The organism is Nocardioides sp. Z30_9, assembly GCF_058215735.1.
The window spans coordinates 1,950,865-1,966,388 of sequence record NZ_JBZAJF010000001.1; the positions used below are offsets into that span (position 1 = coordinate 1,950,865).

Consider the following 15,524-nt stretch of genomic DNA (forward strand, 5'->3'; position numbering starts at 1 on the left):
GCAGCTGCGACGCCCTAGATTGCGGGGATGATCGATCGTCAGCACCTGGCCGAGCTCCGCAGCGTCGAGGAGCAACGGTTCCGCGAGCTCCATCCGCGTTCGGCCGAGCTCGCGGGGCGGGCCCGGGGCCCCTTGCTTGCGGGGGTGCCGATGCCGTGGATGACCCGGTGGCCCGGGGCGTTCCCGCTGTTCTTCGACTCCGCCGTCGGGGCGCGCCTGACCGACGTCGACGGCATCGAGTACGTCGACCTCTGCCTCGGCGACACCGGCGCGATGACCGGGCACGCCTTGCCGCAGGTCGCGGAGGCCGTCGCCCGTCAGGCGTCGCGCGGACTCACCACGATGCTGCCTTCGGCCGACGCGGTCTGGGTCGGTGAGGAGCTGGCACGCAGGTTCGGGTTGCCGACCTGGCAGCTGGCGATGTCGGCAACCGACGCCAACCGGTTCGTGCTCCGGTTCGCCCGTTTCCTGACCGGTCGACCCCGGATCGCGGTGATGGACTGGTGCTACCACGGCACGGTCGACGAGACCCTCGCCGTGCTCGACGGTGACCGGGTGGTCCCGCGGCCCGGGGCCCTCGGACCGCAGGTCGACGTGGCGCAGACCACCGCGGTCGTGCCGTTCAACGACCTGGACGCCCTGGACCGCCGCCTCGCCGAGGGCGATGTCGCCTGCCTGCTGATGGAGCCGGCCCTGACCAACATCGGCATCGTGCTTCCGGAGGAGGGCTACCTCGCCGGGGTCCGCGAGGTCACCCGACGGCACGACGTCCTGCTCGTCGTCGACGAGACGCACACCTTGTGCGCCGGTCCGGGCGGGTGCACGCGCGCCTGGGGGCTCGAGCCCGACTTCGTGGTGCTCGGCAAGCCGATCGGCGGCGGGGTGCCCTCAGCGGCGTACGGGATGAGCGCCGAGGTGGCCGATCGGCTCTCCGGGCCCATGCTCGGTCACGAGATCGACGTCGCCGGCGTCGGCGGCACGCTGACCGCCAACGCGCTCTCGCTGGCGGCGATCAGGGCGACCCTGTCCACGTGCCTGCGCGAGGAGGACTTCGCGGTCGCCGTACCCCTGGCCCAGCAGTTCGCCGACGGCGTCGCCGGGGTGATTGCCGAGCACGACCTGCCCTGGCACGTGCAGCGGCTGGGCTGCCGGGCGGAGTACTGGTTCTGTCCCCCACCGCGTGACGGCGCCGCGGCCGCCGCAGCCGTCGACGAGGACCTCGAGGGCTTCATGCACCTGTGGGCCCTGAACCGCGGTGTTCTGCTCACGCCGTTCCACAACATGGCGCTGTTCAGCCCGCAGCACAGCACGGCGGACGTGGAGCGCCATAGGGAGGTCTTCGCAAGCGCGGTCGCGGCGCTGACCGCCTGACCGGCCACAACGAGGAGCGTCAGTAGGACTCCTCGGCCTCGGCCTGGCTCGCCACGCAGAAGTGGTTGCCGTCGGGGTCCGCCAGCGTCACCCAGCTGAAGCTCTCGTCACCCCGCCGTGCGACCAGCGTCGCTCCGGCGTCCAGCAAGCGGTCCACCTCGGCTTCGACGTCTGGAGCCGTCACGTCGAGGTGGAGGCGGTTCTTGCCCGGCGTCGGGTCGGCGACCTTCTGGAACGCCAGCAGCAGCGGCAGGCTGCCCCCCGCGACGACGACGAACTCGCCGCCGTGGTTCTGCACGATCTGCGCGCCGGTCTGCTCGGCCCACCACCCGCCGAGCGCCTCGGCGTCGGCGGTGTCGAAGTTGATCATCCCCATGGTCAGTGTCATGGAGCGACGGTAACGACGGCCACCGACATTCGGCACTGGCGACGGTTTCCGGCAGCCGGAATAGCAGAACGGCCCCGGACCGTGAGGTCCGGGGCCGTTCGGTGAAGCGCTAGATCACTTGGTGATCTTGGTGACGCGGCCGGCGCCGACGGTGCGGCCACCCTCGCGGATAGCGAAGCGGAGGCCGTCCTCCATGGCGATCGGCTGGATCAGCTCGACGATCATGTCGGTGTTGTCACCGGGCATGACCATCTCGCGGCCCTCGGGGAGGGTCACGACGCCCGTCACGTCCGTGGTGCGGAAGTAGAACTGCGGGCGGTAGTTGTTGAAGAACGGCGTGTGACGGCCGCCCTCCTCCTTGGAGAGGATGTAGACCGAGGCCTCGAAGTTCGTGTGCGGGGTGGTGGTCCCCGGCTTGATCACGACCATGCCGCGCTCGACGTCCTCGCGCTTGGTGCCACGAAGCAGCAGCCCGACGTTCTCGCCGGCCTCGCCGGTGTCGAGGAGCTTGCGGAACATCTCGATGCCGGTGACGGTCGAGGTCTGCTTGGTCTCACGGATGCCGATGATGTCGACGGTCTCGTTGACCTTGACGATGCCGCGCTCGATGCGACCGGTGATGACGGTTCCACGACCGGTGATCGTGAAGACGTCCTCGACGGGCATCAGGAAGGGCTTCTCGGTCTCGCGCACGGGCTGCGGGATGTAGGTGTCCACCGCGTCCATGAGCTCGAGGATCGAGTTGCCCCACTTCTCGTCGCCCTGGAGCGCCGGGAAGGCCGCGACCTTGACCACGGGGATGTCGTCGCCGTCGTACTCGTACTCGGAGAGGAGCTCGCGCACCTCCATCTCGACGAGCTCGATGAGCTCCTCGTCGTCGACCATGTCGCACTTGTTCAGCGCGACGACCAGGGCGGGGACGCCGACCTGGCGGGCGAGCAGCACGTGCTCACGGGTCTGCGGCATCGGACCGTCGGTGGCGGCCACGACCAGGATCGCGCCGTCCATCTGCGCGGCACCGGTGATCATGTTCTTGATGTAGTCCGCGTGACCGGGGCAGTCGACGTGCGCGTAGTGGCGCTGCTCGGTCTGGTACTCGACGTGCGCGATCGAGATGGTGATACCGCGCTGACGCTCCTCGGGGGCCTTGTCGATCTCGTCGAAGGCCGAGGCGGCGTTCAGGTTGGGGTACTTGTCGTGCAGCACCTTCGTAATTGCAGCCGTCAACGTCGTCTTGCCGTGGTCGATGTGACCGATGGTTCCGATGTTGACGTGCGGCTTGGTCCGCTCGAACTTCGCCTTAGCCACTGGGGCTCCTCCTGTTGATGTACTTGATCGTCTGATTGAAAAGTTACGGGTGAAACTGTGCTGCCGACGGTGCGGGGAGAACCCTACTCGCCGCGGACCTTCTTGATGATCTCGTCGGCCACGTTCTGGGGAACCTCGGCGTACGAGTCGAACTCCATCGAGTACGACGCCTGACCGGAGGTCTTCGACCGCAGGTCACCAACGTACCCGAACATCTCCGAGAGCGGCACGAGGGCGTCGACGACGCGGTCCCCGGAACGCTCCGACATCGCCCGCACCTGACCGCGACGCGAGTTGATGTCACCGATGACGTCACCCATGAAGGTCTCAGGGGTCACGACCTCGACGGCGAACATCGGCTCCAGCAGAACTGGCTTGGCCATCCGCGCCGCTTCCTTGAACGCCTGGTTTCCGGCGATCTTGAAGGCGAGCTCGGAGGAGTCGACGTCGTGGTAGGCGCCGTCCTCGAGGGTGAACTTGACGTCCACCATCGGGTAGCCGGCGAGCACGCCGAACTCCATGGCGTCCTGTCCACCCTGGTCGACCGAAGGGATGTACTCCTTCGGGACGCGACCACCGGAGACGTTGTTGACGAACTCGTAGCCCGCGCCGTGACCGGTCTCGGGGTCGATGTTCGGCTCGAGGGAGATCTGCACCTTCGCGAACTGGCCGGACCCACCGGTCTGCTTCTTGTGGGTGTAGCCGTGCTTCTCGACCTTCTTGCGGATGGTCTCGCGGTAGGCGACCTGCGGCTTGCCGACGGTGGCCTCGACGCGGAACTCGCGCTTCATCCGGTCGACGAGGATCTCGAGGTGGAGCTCGCCCATGCCCGCGATGATGGTCTGGCCGGTCTCCTCGTCCGCCTTGACGGTGAACGTGGGGTCCTCGTCGGAGAGCCGCTGGATCGCGGTGCCGAGCTTCTCCTGGTCACCCTTGGTCTTGGGCTCGATGGCCACCTCGATCACGGGTGCCGGGAACGTCATCGACTCGAGGATCACCGGGTTCTGCGGGTCACACAGGGTGTGCCCGGTCTTGGTGTCCTTGAGGCCCATGACGGCCACGATCTGGCCGGCGCCGACCGACGCGATCTCCTCACGCTTGTTCGCGTGCATCTGGTAGACCTTGCCGATCCGCTCCTTGCGGCCGTTGACCGAGTTGAGCACCGAGGTGCCCGCCTCGAGCTTGCCGGAGTAGACGCGGACGTAGATCAGCTTGCCGAGGTGCGGGTCGGTCGCGATCTTGTACGCCAGGCCGGAGAACGGCTCGTCGTCGGACGGCTGGCGGACGATGACCTCTTCCTCGTCCTTGACCGAGTGCCCCTGGATGCCGTCGATGTCAAGCGGCGAGGGGAGGTACTTCACGACGGCGTCGAGCAGGGGCTGCACGCCCTTGTTCTTGAACGCGGTGCCGCACAGGACGGGGTTGATCTTGTCGGCGAGCGTGGCGCGACGGATCGCGGCCTCGAGCTCCTCGACGGTGAACTCACCCTCCTCGAGGAACTTCTCCATGATGGCGTCGTCGGCGTCGGCGAGCGTCTCGAGCAGCTTCTCGCGGTACTCGGCGGCCTGGTCGGCGAGCTCGGCCGGGATCTCCTCGACCTCGTAGTCCTCGCCCATCTTGGTCTCGCCGCGCCAGGTCAGGGCACGCATGCCGACCAGGTCGACGACACCGATGAAGTCGCCCTCGGCACCGATCGGGAGCTGGAGGACCAGCGGGGTGGAGTTGAGCCGCTCGACCATCATGTCGACGCAGCGCCAGAAGTCGGCACCGGTGCGGTCCAGCTTGTTCACGAAGCACATCCGGGGCACGGAGTACTTGTTGGCCTGGCGCCACACGGTCATGGTCTGGGGCTCGACACCGGCGACACCGTCGAAGACGGCGACGGCGCCGTCGAGGACGCGCAGGGAGCGCTCGACCTCGGCGGTGAAGTCGACGTGCCCGGGGGTGTCGATGATGTTGATCTGGTGGTCCTTCCACCAGCAGGTGGTAGCGGCGGACGTGATCGTGATGCCGCGCTCCTGCTCCTGCTCCATCCAGTCCATCGTGGCTGCGCCCTCGTGGACCTCACCGATCTTGTACGTGATGCCTGTGTAGAACAGGATCCGCTCGGTGGTGGTGGTCTTACCGGCATCGATGTGAGCCATGATGCCGATGTTGCGGACCTTGTTCAGGTCCGTGGTGATGTCGACTGCCACTGAAAGTCAGTTTCCTTAAGGTAGAGAAAGTCTGGGACTCGGGAGGAGAACGCCTGCGAGGAGCGAAGTGTTCCCCTCCCGGCGATCACCAGCGGTAGTGCGCGAAGGCCTTGTTGGACTCGGCCATCTTGTGCGTGTCCTCACGCTTCTTCACAGCGGCGCCGAGGCCGTTGGACGCGTCGAGGATCTCGTTCATCAGACGCTCGGACATCGTCTTCTCGCGGCGAGCCGCGGCGTAGCCCACGAGCCAGCGGAGCGCCAGCGTGGTGCTGCGGTTGGGCTTGACCTCGATCGGCACCTGGTAGGTCGCGCCACCGACGCGGCGGGACTTGACCTCGATGGCCGGCTTGACGTTGTCGAGCGCGCGCTTGAGGGTCACGACGGGGTCGGTGCCGGTCTTCTCGCGGGTGCCCTCGAGGGCGCCGTACACGATGCGCTGGGCAACCTGCTTCTTGCCGTCCTGGAGCACCTTCGAGACGAGCTGCGAGACGAGCTGCGACCCGAAGACGGGGTCCATGTCGATCGGCCGCTTGGTGGCCGGGCCCTTGCGAGGCATTAGCTCTTCTCCTTCTTCGCGCCGTAACGGCTGCGGGCCTGCTTGCGGTTCTTGACACCCTGGGTGTCGAGCGAGCCGCGGATGATCTTGTAGCGGACACCGGGAAGGTCCTTCACCCGGCCGCCGCGCACGAGCACGATGGAGTGCTCCTGGAGGTTGTGGCCGACACCCGGGATGTACGCCGTGACCTCGACGCCACTGCTCAGGCGCACGCGGGCGACCTTGCGGAGGGCGGAGTTCGGCTTCTTGGGGGTGGTCGTGTAGACGCGCGTGCAAACGCCGCGTCGCTGGGGCGAACCCTTCAGGGCAGGCGTCTTGTTCTTCGACACCTTGTCCTGGCGGCCCTTGCGGACCAGTTGGTTGATCGTGGGCACCTGGTTGGTTCCCTTTCTTTTCTGCTCTCAGTACACGGCGACTTGCCGGCACGAAAATACTTCGTTCCTTGGTGCAGTGGAGTGCGACGCCATCAGGGCACGCAGACAGGTCTGGAGATCCAGACACAAGGATTGAGATTACCGGGTCCCCGGTGATGGGTCAAAACGAGCGCTGCCGCACTCGATTTGCCCGCGGGCCCGGATGTGCCGGAGGCTGCGCTCATGGCACTGACCTGGAAGCTGCACGGTGACGGACGCACGATCACCGAGGGCGAGATCGTACGTCCCGACGAGCGCCTGGCCTGGCCGGCCACGATCGGCCTCGGCCTGCAGCACGTCGTGGCGATGTTCGGCGCCACCTTCCTGGTGCCGCTGCTGACGGGCTTCCCGCCCACGACCACCCTGTTCTTCTCCGGGGTCGGCACCATCTTGTTCCTGCTGGTGACGCGCAACCGGCTGCCGAGCTACCTGGGTTCCTCGTTCGCGTTCATCGCCCCGATCACGGCCGCCACCGCCTCCGACGGACCCGGCGGGGCGCTGTTCGGGATCGTCGTGGTCGGACTCATCCTGGCGCTGGTCGGAGCCCTGGTGACGTTCACCGGCACCGGCTGGATCGACGTCCTGATGCCCCCAGTGGTGGCCGGCGCCATCGTGGCCCTGATCGGGCTCAACCTCGCGCCGGTCGCGAAGGACAACTTCGTCAAGGCTCCCTGGGTGGCGCTGATCACCCTGGTGGCGGTGATCGTGTGGACGGTCGCGTTCAAGGGGCTGGTGGCCCGCCTCTCGATCTTCTTCGGCGTGATGATCGGCTACGTCGCCGCTGTGGTCGCCGGCCAGGTGAACTTCACGCCGGTCGAGGACGCCGCCTGGTTCGGCTGGCCCGAGCTGTCCTCCCCCACGTTCGCGTGGTCGGTTCTTCCCGCGTTCATCCCCGTGGTCCTGGTGCTGGTGGCCGAGAACGTCGGGCACGTGCGCAGCGTCGCCCACCTCGCGGACCCGAAGCTGAACGCGCTGACCGGCCGAGCGCTGCTCGCCGACGGCGTGGCCACGACGGTCGCGGGCCTCGGCGGCGGGTCGGGCACAACGACGTACGGCGAGAACATCGGTGTGATGGCGGCCACCAAGGTCTACTCCACGGCCGCCTACTGGGTCGCAGGCGTCTTCGCGATCCTGCTCGGGTTCCTGCCCAAGGTCGGGGCGCTGGTGAACACCATCCCCTCCGGTGTGCTCGGCGGCGTCACCACCGCGCTGTACGGGCTGATCGGCGTGATCGGCATCAAGATCTGGATCGACAACCACGTGGACTTCTCCAAGCCCCGTAACCAGTTCACGGCCGCCACGGCGCTCATCGTGGCCATCGCCGACTTCACCTTCACCGCAGGCGACCTGAGCTTCAACGGCATCGCCCTCGGGACGGTCGCAGCGATCGTGGTCTACCACCTGATGGCAGGGGTGGAGCGCCTCCGCGCCTGATCCCGGGAGCTCGGGCGGCCCCACGGCGGGTCGTCCCCAGCGACGCAGGGGTGTTGTTCCCATAGCATTAATGCTACAAATGGTGGCATGGGTCGGCAGCCGCGAGACGAGCCGGACCAGGTGCACCACCGCATCGCCGTCCTGCGCGCCGAACGAGGGACGAGCCGCAAGGAGCTCGCTGACAGCGTGGGCGTGCATCCCCAGACGATCGGCTACCTGGAGCGCGGGGAGTACAACCCCTCGCTCGCGCTGGCCCTGCGCATCGCCCGGTTCTTCGAGCTCCCGGTCGAAGCCGTCTTCTCCCTCGACCCGCTCCCATCGCTCAGCCACGAGATCTACCGGAGGCCGTCGTGAAGACCATCGACCAGCGCACCTCGCTCACCGACACCTTCGACGACCAGCGCTACGCGTGGACGCGGAGCCGGCGCCTACGTCGTCGTCTCGTCGCCGCGGAGGCGCTGCTGCTGGCGGCACTGACCCTGGTGGTCCTGGTCGCGAGCGGCATCACCGAGGAGCCGCACACGGTGGCTCTCCTGGTAGTGGCCGCCGGCCTCGTCGGCTTCATCCCGCTGCACTCGCTGCTCAACCTCGGCATCCGGGGACTCTTCGACCGCGGGCGGGCCACGCTCGACGAGCACCAGCGCGGCACCCGGGAACGCTCGGCCAGCGCCACGAGGTCGGCCAACGCCGCCCTCACGCTCACGGCATGGCTCGGAGGTGTCGCCGTGGTCGCCGCCACCGGCCACACCGTGCTCGGCCTCTTCACGGGGTTCCTGCTCTGGTTCACCGCCGGGCTGCTGGCCTACTGGCACCTCGCCTGGACCCTGCCCGACGAGGTGCTCGAGACCGAGGACTGACCCGGCTCAGCGCCGGGCGCCCCGCAGCAACAGCTCGGCGAGGTGCACTGCCTGACGCCCGGCGAGGTCCTCGAGCTGGGTGCGGCAGGAGAACCCGTCGGCCAGCACCACGGCCTCCGGCCCCGCAGCGCGTACGGCGGGCAGCAGGTCGTGCTCGGCGATGGCGACGCTCGTCTCGTAGTGCCCGAGCTCCACGCCGAAGTTGCCGGCCAGCCCGCAGCACCCGCCCACCCGCTTGACTGTCGCGCCGGTCCGGGCGAGCAGCGCCGCATCGGTCTGCCACCCGATCACCGCGTGGTGGTGGCAGTGCGGCTGGGCGACGACCTCGACCCCGGAGAGGTCGGGCGGGGTCCAGGTGCCGGCGGCCACGCGCCCGGCGAGGAACTCCGCCAGCGACTCGATCCCGGCGCTGACCTCGGCAACGCGGGGATCGTCGAGCAGCTGCGCCGCGTCCTCGCGGATCGCGGCCAGGCAGCTCGGCTCCAGGCCGATCACCGGCGTCCCGCTGCTGACGTAGCCGTGCAGCGTCTCGATCGCACGACCCACGATCCGCCGCGCCGCACCCAGCTGCCCGGTCGTGATCCAGGTGAGCCCACAGCAGGCGGGCTCGGAGATGACCGCCGCCCGCAGGCCCATGGACTCCAGCAGCTCGATCGCGGCCCGGCCCGTGTCGGCGGCGAACCGGTCGGTGAACGAGTCGGCCCAGATCCAGACGTCGACGTTGGCCGGCAGCGGCGACGCACCGGAGCGCAACGGCTTCTCGGAGAACTGCGGCAGGCTGCGGCGCTGGTCGACGCCGGCGGCGGCCTTCGCGATCCGGCCGGCGACCTTGCTCCGGAGCATCGCGTTGGCCAGCCTCGGCGGGGCCATCCGCGCCCACCGCGGCAGCTGGCCCAGCGTGTAGTGGGAGCGCGGGCGCACCTTGCCGGCGTACTTCTGGGAGAGCGCCTCGGACTTGTAGGTGGCCATGTCGATCCCGGTCGGGCAGTCACTGGCACACCCCTTGCAGGCCAGGCAGAGGTCGAGCGACTCCGCGACCGCCGGGTGGTCGAACCCGATCACGCCGGTCGCGACGTCCTGGAGCACGTGCGCACGGCCGCGGGTGGAGTCCTTCTCCTCACGGGTCGCGACGTACGACGGGCACATCACCCCGCTCGAGGCGGTGTTGTCGGCGATGCACTTGCCGACGCCGGTGCACCGGTGCACGGCGCCGGAGAACGACCCGGCGTCGTGGGTCAGCCGCAGCGTCGTACGCACCGGCACCGCGGGCCGGGCCAGTCGCAGGTCGGAGTCGAAGGGGGCAGGGGCCACCAGCACCCCAGGGTTGAGCAGGTCCCCGGGGTCGAGGATCCGCTTGGCCTGCTCCATCATCGCGATCGCCTGCGGGGAGTACATCCGCGGGAGCAGCTCCGAACGCGCGCGACCGTCGCCGTGCTCCCCCGACATCGAGCCGCCGTAGGACGCCACCAGGTCCGCGGCGTCCTGGACGAACTCGCGGTAGGTCTCCCGGCCGCGGGTCCCGTCGAGCTCGAAGTCGATGCGCACGTGCACGCAGCCGTCGCCGAAGTGGCCGTAGGGAACGCCGTCGAGGTCGTGCTGGCGCAGCAGGGCGTCGAAGTCGCGGAGGTAGGCGCCGAGCTTCGCGGGTGGGACCGCGGCGTCCTCCCAGCCCGCCTGCGCGGGTCGGCTCAGCGAGCGCGCCGCCAGGCCCGCCCCCTCCTCGCGGATCTTCCAGATCGCCAGCTGCTCCAGGTTGTCGGTGACGATGCGGTGCGGCACCCCCGCCGTGCGGGCGACCTCCAGCGCCAGCGCCTCCGCCTCGGCCGGCGTCGCCGCGGTGACCTCGGCGAACAGCCACCCCGAGCCGGCGGGGAGGTCGGGGCGTCGCGCCACCAGGCCGGCGATGCGCTGGTCCAGCCCCTCCAGGGCCACCAGGGGGTGCTGCAGCAGGGCCGGTACGGCGTCCGCCGCATCGGCCATCGTCGCGTAGCCCAGCACCGCCAGTGCCCGCGCCGGGGCGTCCTCGACGAGCCGGACGGTGGCGTCGAGCACGACGCCGAGGGTGCCCTCGGTGCCTACCAGGAAGCGGTCGAACCGGCGGCCCCTCTCCGGGAGCAGGTGCTCGAAGGAGTAGCCCGACACCTGACGACCGAACCGGCCGAACTCGGTGCGGACGACGTCGAGGTGGGCGTCGACCAGCGCGTTCAGGGCGCCCACCCCCGGGGCGTCCGCACCGGTGCCGGTGGTGACGATGCTGCCGTCGGCGAGCAGCACGGTGAGCGCCTCGACGTTGTCGACGGTGCGTCCGTAGCCGAGCGCGCGCGAACCGCAGGCGTTGTTGCCGATCATCCCGCCGATCGTGCAACGGGTGTGGGTCGAGGGGTCGGGGCCGAACCGGAGGCCGAGGGGGATCGCCTGGCGCTGCAGCGTCGCATGCACGGTGCCGGGCTGGACCCGGGCGGTGCGAGCCTCGGCGTCGATCCCCAGGACCCGGTTGAGGTGCCTGCTGGTGTCGACCACGATGCCGGTGCCGATCGCGTTGCCGGCGATGGACGTGCCGGCCCCGCGCATGGTCAGCGGGACGGAGTTCTCCCGTGCCACCGCCAGCGTCGCAGCGAGCTCGTCGGTGTCGCGCGGGCGGACCACGACCTGCGGCGGTATCCGGTAGATGCTGGCGTCGCTCGCGTACAGCGACCTGGCCAGCTGGGAGTCGTCCACCTCCGCGAGGCCCTGACGCCGCAGGGCGTCGACCACTCCGGCGTTCACGCGCGGGTGCCGGAGGCGAGGACCTGGTCAGTGCTCATGGGACGAATCTAACCGGGACGACGCGACGGCTCTGCCCCAGCACCGGCCGGACCGCTCCACGTCCGCGGCAGCGGGCTCGCTACCCGGTTGCCGGGCGCATCTCCAGCGCCGCCGGCACCAGAGCGGTCACCGCCACCGCGCCACTGCGCACGTCCGCCACCGGCACCCAGGCCGCGGCGTCGGTGGTGCCCCCCGACTCGCGCACCTGCGGTGTGCCGGCTCCGGCCGAGGCCTCGAAGACGAGGTGCACTGCGTGGAAGTCCTCCTCGCGGCCGCTGGGCGCGGTCCCGGTGAACTGCTCGTCGTGCACCCCGAGGAGTGCGCCGACGCTCACCCGCAGGCCGCACTCCTCCCAGGTCTCACGCGCCACCGAGGCATCGGGGTGCTCGCCGTGGTCCACGCCTCCACCGGGCAGGGTCCAGACGCCCGGACGCGGCCCGCGATCGGAGTTGCGGGTCAGCAGCACCTCCTCCCCACGCCTCACAAGGGCGTAGGCCCCGAGTCGCTGGTGGGGCACGGGCCGGTGGCTCGCCAGCGCCTCGCGCACCATCGGGACCGTGGGGACGGTGCCGTCCTCCACGTCACCCAACGGGTGCCAGCGGGCGTCGACGGTGGATCCGTCCACCTCGAGGACCCGCGGCTCGGGCGCGTCGACGGGCACCCAGGCGTCGTACACGATCCGCACGGAGTGCAGCTCCGAGGCCGCCAGCTCCTCGCGGGGCCCGGTGTCGAGGAAGCGGTGCGCCGAGCCGACCCAGATGGGAGACCCCAGCTCACAGTCCAGACCGGTCTCCTCGCGGACCTCGCGGACCACCGCGTCCGCCGGGTCCTCGCCGAAGTCGATCCCGCCGCCGGGAAGCGTCCACTGCTCCCTCGCGGAGATCGCCGGCGCGATCCGGGCGAGCAGGATCTCCCCGGCGCGCACGATCACGGCGTACGCCGCCACGCGCTGGCGGCGACCGGGGACGGTGTCGTCGGACATGGCGGGAAGTCTATGGAGGTCGGTAATTTGTGCGGGTGCAGGACACAGCGCGGACAGCCACCCAGCAACCACCGACCCCTGCCAAGCAGCGCGACCCGTGGTTCGACAACGCCAAGATGGCCCTGGTCGTCCTGGTCGTGATCGGGCACTCCTGGACGCTGCTGCCGGCCGAGCACCGCCTGGACAGCTGGAGCTACGACTTCCTCTACCTCTGGCACATCCCGGCGTTCGTGATCGTCACCGGCTACCTGTCGCGGTCCTTCCAGTGGACCCGCAAGCGGATGTGGCTGCTGGTCACCACCGTGGCCGTGCCCTACGCGCTCTTCGAGGGCCTCTACGCGCTGTACCGCCACGAGCTCGGCGGCGTGCAGTTCGAGCGGCTCTGGGCCAACCCCCACTGGCCGATGTGGTACCTCGCCGCGCTGTTCTTCTGGCGGCTCTCGGTGCCGCTGTTCCAGTGGATCCCGGGGAAGGTGGTCGTCGCGGTCGCGATCAGCCTGCTGGCCGGGCTCTATGCGACCGACCTGTTCGACAACGCCCGGATCCTCGGCCTGCTGCCCTTCTTCGTCCTGGGCCTGAAGATGCACGAGGGCCACTGGAACCTGCTGCGCACCCGCCGGGCGCGCTGGTACGGGCTGGCCACCCTGGTGGCGCTGCTGGTGCTCGCCCGGTTCTCGGGGACCTGGGTGGAGACCGAGTGGCTGTACTACCGCACCCGCTACGACGAGCTCGACCCGGACAACCTGCGCGCCATCGTGATCCGGTTCGCACTGCTGATCACCGGCCTGGTCGGCGCGTTCGCGTTCTTCGCCGTCGTGCCGCGGACCAAGACCTGGTTCAGCGCGCTGGGCGCCGCCACCCTGGTGGTGTACCTGATGCACGGCTTCGTCGTGCTCGGGGCCGAGTTCGCCGGGTTCCCTGCCTGGGCCGAGGGCCACATGCCCTACGCGTGGTTCATCACCACCGCGTGCGCGGCCGCGTTGGCACTGCTGCTGGCCTGGCGCCCGGTCGCCACCAGGCTCAACGTGTTGGTGGACCCTGTGGGGGCGTTGCGTCGTAGGCGTCGAGGTCAGGCCCCCAGCTCGGGGTGACCGCGTTGAACGGCACCACGTCGAGGCCCGCGGCGGCGCGCTGACGGGTGGGTGCGTGCCCGCCGAGGTGGGCGGGGTACCAGGTGGCCACCTCGCCGGGTCGTGGGCGGTGGTGCGGCAGCTGCTGGAGGCCCTCCAGGAGCCCCGTGAGCTCGTGACCGAGGGCATGGGTCCTCTCGGTCAGGTCATCGCCCTTCTCGACGTACACGGGCGCGCCGAAGGCGAGGTCCACCCGGCGCCGGCGCGTGAGGTCGGGCGGCGGCTCGGGCTCGCCCACGGTGAACAGTCGTTGGGCGCCCCAGATGGCCAGCGGTACGACGGGAGCGCCGGTCTCCTGGGCGAGGGCCGCGAACCCGCGCATCAGCGGGCGCACCGTGTAGGAGTAGGAGATCCCGGCCTCGGGGAACCCACCGACCGCCTCCCCCTGCTCCAGCAGCCGCCGCGCCCGCAGGTAGGCGTGCACCGGCGCCTCGCGGTCGACGGGGATGTGCCGCATCCCGCGCAGGAACCGCCCCGCGACGGGGTAGTTCCAGGCATCGTGGCGGCTCATGAAGCGGACGTAGCGACCCCGGCTCACCGCGGCGCGCTCGATGAACACGAAGTCGGGGTAGGAGACGTGCGTCGCCGCCAGGAGCACCGGCCCCTCCAGCGGCACGTTCTCCGCGCCGGTCCACCGCACGTCGACGTCGAGCGCCCACAGCGCCGCCCGGCCCACGCCGTTCACCAACCGATAGACAGCATCCACGCGCACAACCTAGAACAGCCCCCACCGACCGGGCACTCGCGTCCCACGTTGGGACGCCGACCGGGCAGTTGTGTCACGCCGTACGACGCCGATCGGGCACAAACGTCAGCTGAACGGGGGCCGCTCGTCGAGCCGGACCGAGCGCCGACCCGCCCAGCGCCACACCCGTGCCGCCCGGTCGCGGTCCTCGTCGGTGACCAGGTTGCCCATCCAGCGCAGCGCGAGCGTCATCAGCCAGTCCGATCGCATGCCGGCGGGACCCAGCGTGGGCAGCAGCCGGGGGACGGTGACCAGGCCCGCCAGCCGGCGGGCGATCGAGAACGACTCGCCGTAGTGCTCGCGGAGCAGGTCGGGCCAGGCTGTGGCGAGGTCACGGCGCTCACCGAGCAGGTCGACGACGAGCCGGCCACCCTCGAGGCCGTAGTCGATGCCCTCGCCGTTGAGCGGGTTGACGCACCCGGCCGCGTCGCCGACCAGGGCCCAATTCGGCCCGGCGACATTGGAGACCGCCCCGCCCATCGGCAGCAGCGCCGACGCGGGGGCGCGCAGCTCGCCGCGGAGCTGGAACTCGTCACGCCGCTGGTCGGCGTAGAACTGCATCAGCGGGCGCAGCGCCACGTTGGCGGGTCGCTTCTCGGTGGCCAGCGTGCCGACGCCGATGTTCACCTGGCCGTCGCCCAGGGGGAAGATCCAGCCGTAGCCGGAGAGGATCTCGCCGCCCTCGCCGCGCAGCTCGAGGTGGCTGCTGATCCAGGGGTCGTCGTGCTTGCCGGAGTCCACGTAGGAGCGGGCGGCGACGCCGTACGCCGTGTCGCGGTGCCAGACGCGTCCCAGCTTCTTGCCGAGCGTGGAGCGCACCCCGTCGGCGACCACGAGCCGTTCGCAGCGGATCTCGAAGCGCTCCCCGTCGCGCTCGAAGACCACGGCGGAGACCCGCTCGCCGTCACGGCGTACGTCGACGGCGCGGACACCGTCCATGCCCACGGCGCCGGCCTTGATCGCGTTCGTGCGCAGGTGGTCGTCGAGCTCGGTGCGGGCGACCGCGGAGCCGTACGCCGGCAGCGTGCCGCCCGGCCACGGCAACAGCAGCGTCTGGCCGAACCCGTGTGCCCGCAGGCCGTGGTTCACGGTGTGGGCCCGGACCCACTCCCCCAGGCCGAGCCGCTCCAGCTCACCGATGGCCCGCGGGGTGAGGCCGTCGCCGCAGGTCTTGTCGCGCGGGAACACCGCGGCGTCCGCGAGCACCACGTCGAGCCCCGCGCGGGCCGCCCACGCAGCCGTCGCGGAACCGGCAGGCCCGGCCCCCACGACGAGGACGTCGGTGCGCAGATCGGCTGGCGAGTTGGTCACCGGCACATTCTCGCAAGGGGATGTGCGCG

14 protein-coding genes are annotated in these 15,524 nt (G+C 70.1%); 5 read left to right on the forward strand and 9 right to left on the reverse strand.

All coding sequences use genetic code 11. The features are described 5' to 3' along the window. Positions 1 to 27: 27 nt before the first annotated feature. A complete protein-coding gene (locus AC4BGB_RS09535; RefSeq protein WP_490546542.1) occupies positions 28 to 1,371 on the forward strand; it encodes an aspartate aminotransferase family protein in 1,344 nt (447 codons plus the stop codon). 19 nt (positions 1,372 to 1,390) lie between these two features. On the opposite strand, the gene AC4BGB_RS09540 is transcribed toward AC4BGB_RS09535, so the two are convergent. The 5 genes from AC4BGB_RS09540 to rpsL all read right to left on the reverse strand — a co-directional run bounded on the left by AC4BGB_RS09540 (position 1,391) and on the right by rpsL (position 6,192). Next, the gene (locus AC4BGB_RS09540) at positions 1,391 to 1,759 is read right to left on the reverse strand and encodes a VOC family protein (protein ID WP_490546543.1); all 369 of its coding nucleotides are present in this window, start codon (positions 1,757 to 1,759) and stop codon (positions 1,391 to 1,393) included. Between the two features lie 114 nt (positions 1,760 to 1,873). After that, entirely contained in the window at positions 1,874 to 3,067 is a 1,194-nt protein-coding gene (gene tuf / locus AC4BGB_RS09545) for an elongation factor Tu (protein WP_490546544.1), read from the reverse strand. Between the two features lie 83 nt (positions 3,068 to 3,150). Then, entirely contained in the window at positions 3,151 to 5,211 is a 2,061-nt protein-coding gene (gene fusA / locus AC4BGB_RS09550) for an elongation factor G (protein ID WP_490546806.1), read from the reverse strand. Between the two features lie 136 nt (positions 5,212 to 5,347). After that, positions 5,348 to 5,818, reverse strand: coding sequence for a 30S ribosomal protein S7 (gene rpsG, locus AC4BGB_RS09555; RefSeq protein WP_490546545.1), 471 nt, complete (start codon positions 5,816 to 5,818; stop codon positions 5,348 to 5,350). After that, on the reverse strand, positions 5,818 to 6,192 hold the full coding sequence (gene rpsL / locus AC4BGB_RS09560) for a 30S ribosomal protein S12 (protein WP_179517431.1): 375 nt from the start codon (positions 6,190 to 6,192) through the stop codon (positions 5,818 to 5,820). The genes rpsG and rpsL overlap by 1 nt, the downstream gene beginning before the upstream one ends. A gap of 222 nt (positions 6,193 to 6,414) precedes the next feature. On the opposite strand from rpsL, the gene AC4BGB_RS09565 reads away from it, so the two are divergent. The 3 genes from AC4BGB_RS09565 to AC4BGB_RS09575 all read left to right on the forward strand — a co-directional run bounded on the left by AC4BGB_RS09565 (position 6,415) and on the right by AC4BGB_RS09575 (position 8,522). After that, positions 6,415 to 7,665, forward strand: coding sequence for a uracil-xanthine permease family protein (locus tag AC4BGB_RS09565; protein WP_490546546.1), 1,251 nt, complete (start codon positions 6,415 to 6,417; stop codon positions 7,663 to 7,665). Positions 7,666 to 7,752: 87 nt separating this feature from the next. Further along, positions 7,753 to 8,019, forward strand: coding sequence for a helix-turn-helix transcriptional regulator (locus tag AC4BGB_RS09570; RefSeq protein WP_490546547.1), 267 nt, complete (start codon positions 7,753 to 7,755; stop codon positions 8,017 to 8,019). Further along, positions 8,016 to 8,522, forward strand: coding sequence for a hypothetical protein (locus tag AC4BGB_RS09575; protein ID WP_490546548.1), 507 nt, complete (start codon positions 8,016 to 8,018; stop codon positions 8,520 to 8,522). The genes AC4BGB_RS09570 and AC4BGB_RS09575 overlap by 4 nt, the downstream gene beginning before the upstream one ends. 6 nt (positions 8,523 to 8,528) lie before the next feature. On the opposite strand, the gene AC4BGB_RS09580 is transcribed toward AC4BGB_RS09575, so the two are convergent. Continuing rightward, positions 8,529 to 11,288: an FAD-binding and (Fe-S)-binding domain-containing protein gene (locus AC4BGB_RS09580; protein ID WP_490546549.1), complete on the reverse strand. Its 2,760-nt coding sequence runs from the start codon at positions 11,286 to 11,288 to the stop codon at positions 8,529 to 8,531. Positions 11,289 to 11,406: 118 nt separating this feature from the next. Next, the gene (locus tag AC4BGB_RS09585) at positions 11,407 to 12,309 is read right to left on the reverse strand and encodes an NUDIX domain-containing protein (protein WP_490546550.1); all 903 of its coding nucleotides are present in this window, start codon (positions 12,307 to 12,309) and stop codon (positions 11,407 to 11,409) included. A gap of 35 nt (positions 12,310 to 12,344) precedes the next feature. Here AC4BGB_RS09585 and AC4BGB_RS09590 point away from each other — a divergent pair, with 35 nt between their 5' ends. Then, positions 12,345 to 13,400 carry an acyltransferase family protein gene (locus tag AC4BGB_RS09590; protein WP_490546551.1) on the forward strand — a complete coding sequence of 352 codons (1,056 nt, stop codon included), beginning with the start codon at positions 12,345 to 12,347 and terminating at the stop codon, positions 13,398 to 13,400. Here AC4BGB_RS09590 and AC4BGB_RS09595 read toward each other — a convergent pair. Together AC4BGB_RS09595 and AC4BGB_RS09600 are read right to left on the reverse strand one after the other, a co-directional pair. Then, the gene (locus AC4BGB_RS09595; RefSeq protein ID WP_490546552.1) at positions 13,330 to 14,145 is read right to left on the reverse strand and encodes a lysophospholipid acyltransferase family protein; all 816 of its coding nucleotides are present in this window, start codon (positions 14,143 to 14,145) and stop codon (positions 13,330 to 13,332) included. The genes AC4BGB_RS09590 and AC4BGB_RS09595 overlap by 71 nt on opposite strands. 105 nt (positions 14,146 to 14,250) lie before the next feature. Next, positions 14,251 to 15,495: a geranylgeranyl reductase family protein gene (locus AC4BGB_RS09600; protein ID WP_490546553.1), complete on the reverse strand. Its 1,245-nt coding sequence runs from the start codon at positions 15,493 to 15,495 to the stop codon at positions 14,251 to 14,253. Between the last annotated feature and the right edge of the window lie 29 nt (positions 15,496 to 15,524).

Coding starts and splice junctions, on each gene's coding strand:
- AC4BGB_RS09535 (WP_490546542.1), top strand. CDS start 28: ATGATCGATCGTCAGCACCTGGCCGAGCTCCGCAGCGTCGAGGAGCAA.
- AC4BGB_RS09540 (WP_490546543.1), bottom strand. CDS start 1,759: ATGACACTGACCATGGGGATGATCAACTTCGACACCGCCGACGCCGAG.
- fusA (WP_490546806.1), bottom strand. CDS start 5,211: ATGGCTCACATCGATGCCGGTAAGACCACCACCACCGAGCGGATCCTG.
- rpsG (WP_490546545.1), bottom strand. CDS start 5,818: ATGCCTCGCAAGGGCCCGGCCACCAAGCGGCCGATCGACATGGACCCC.
- AC4BGB_RS09565 (WP_490546546.1), top strand. CDS start 6,415: ATGGCACTGACCTGGAAGCTGCACGGTGACGGACGCACGATCACCGAG.
- AC4BGB_RS09570 (WP_490546547.1), top strand. CDS start 7,753: ATGGGTCGGCAGCCGCGAGACGAGCCGGACCAGGTGCACCACCGCATC.
- AC4BGB_RS09585 (WP_490546550.1), bottom strand. CDS start 12,309: ATGTCCGACGACACCGTCCCCGGTCGCCGCCAGCGCGTGGCGGCGTAC.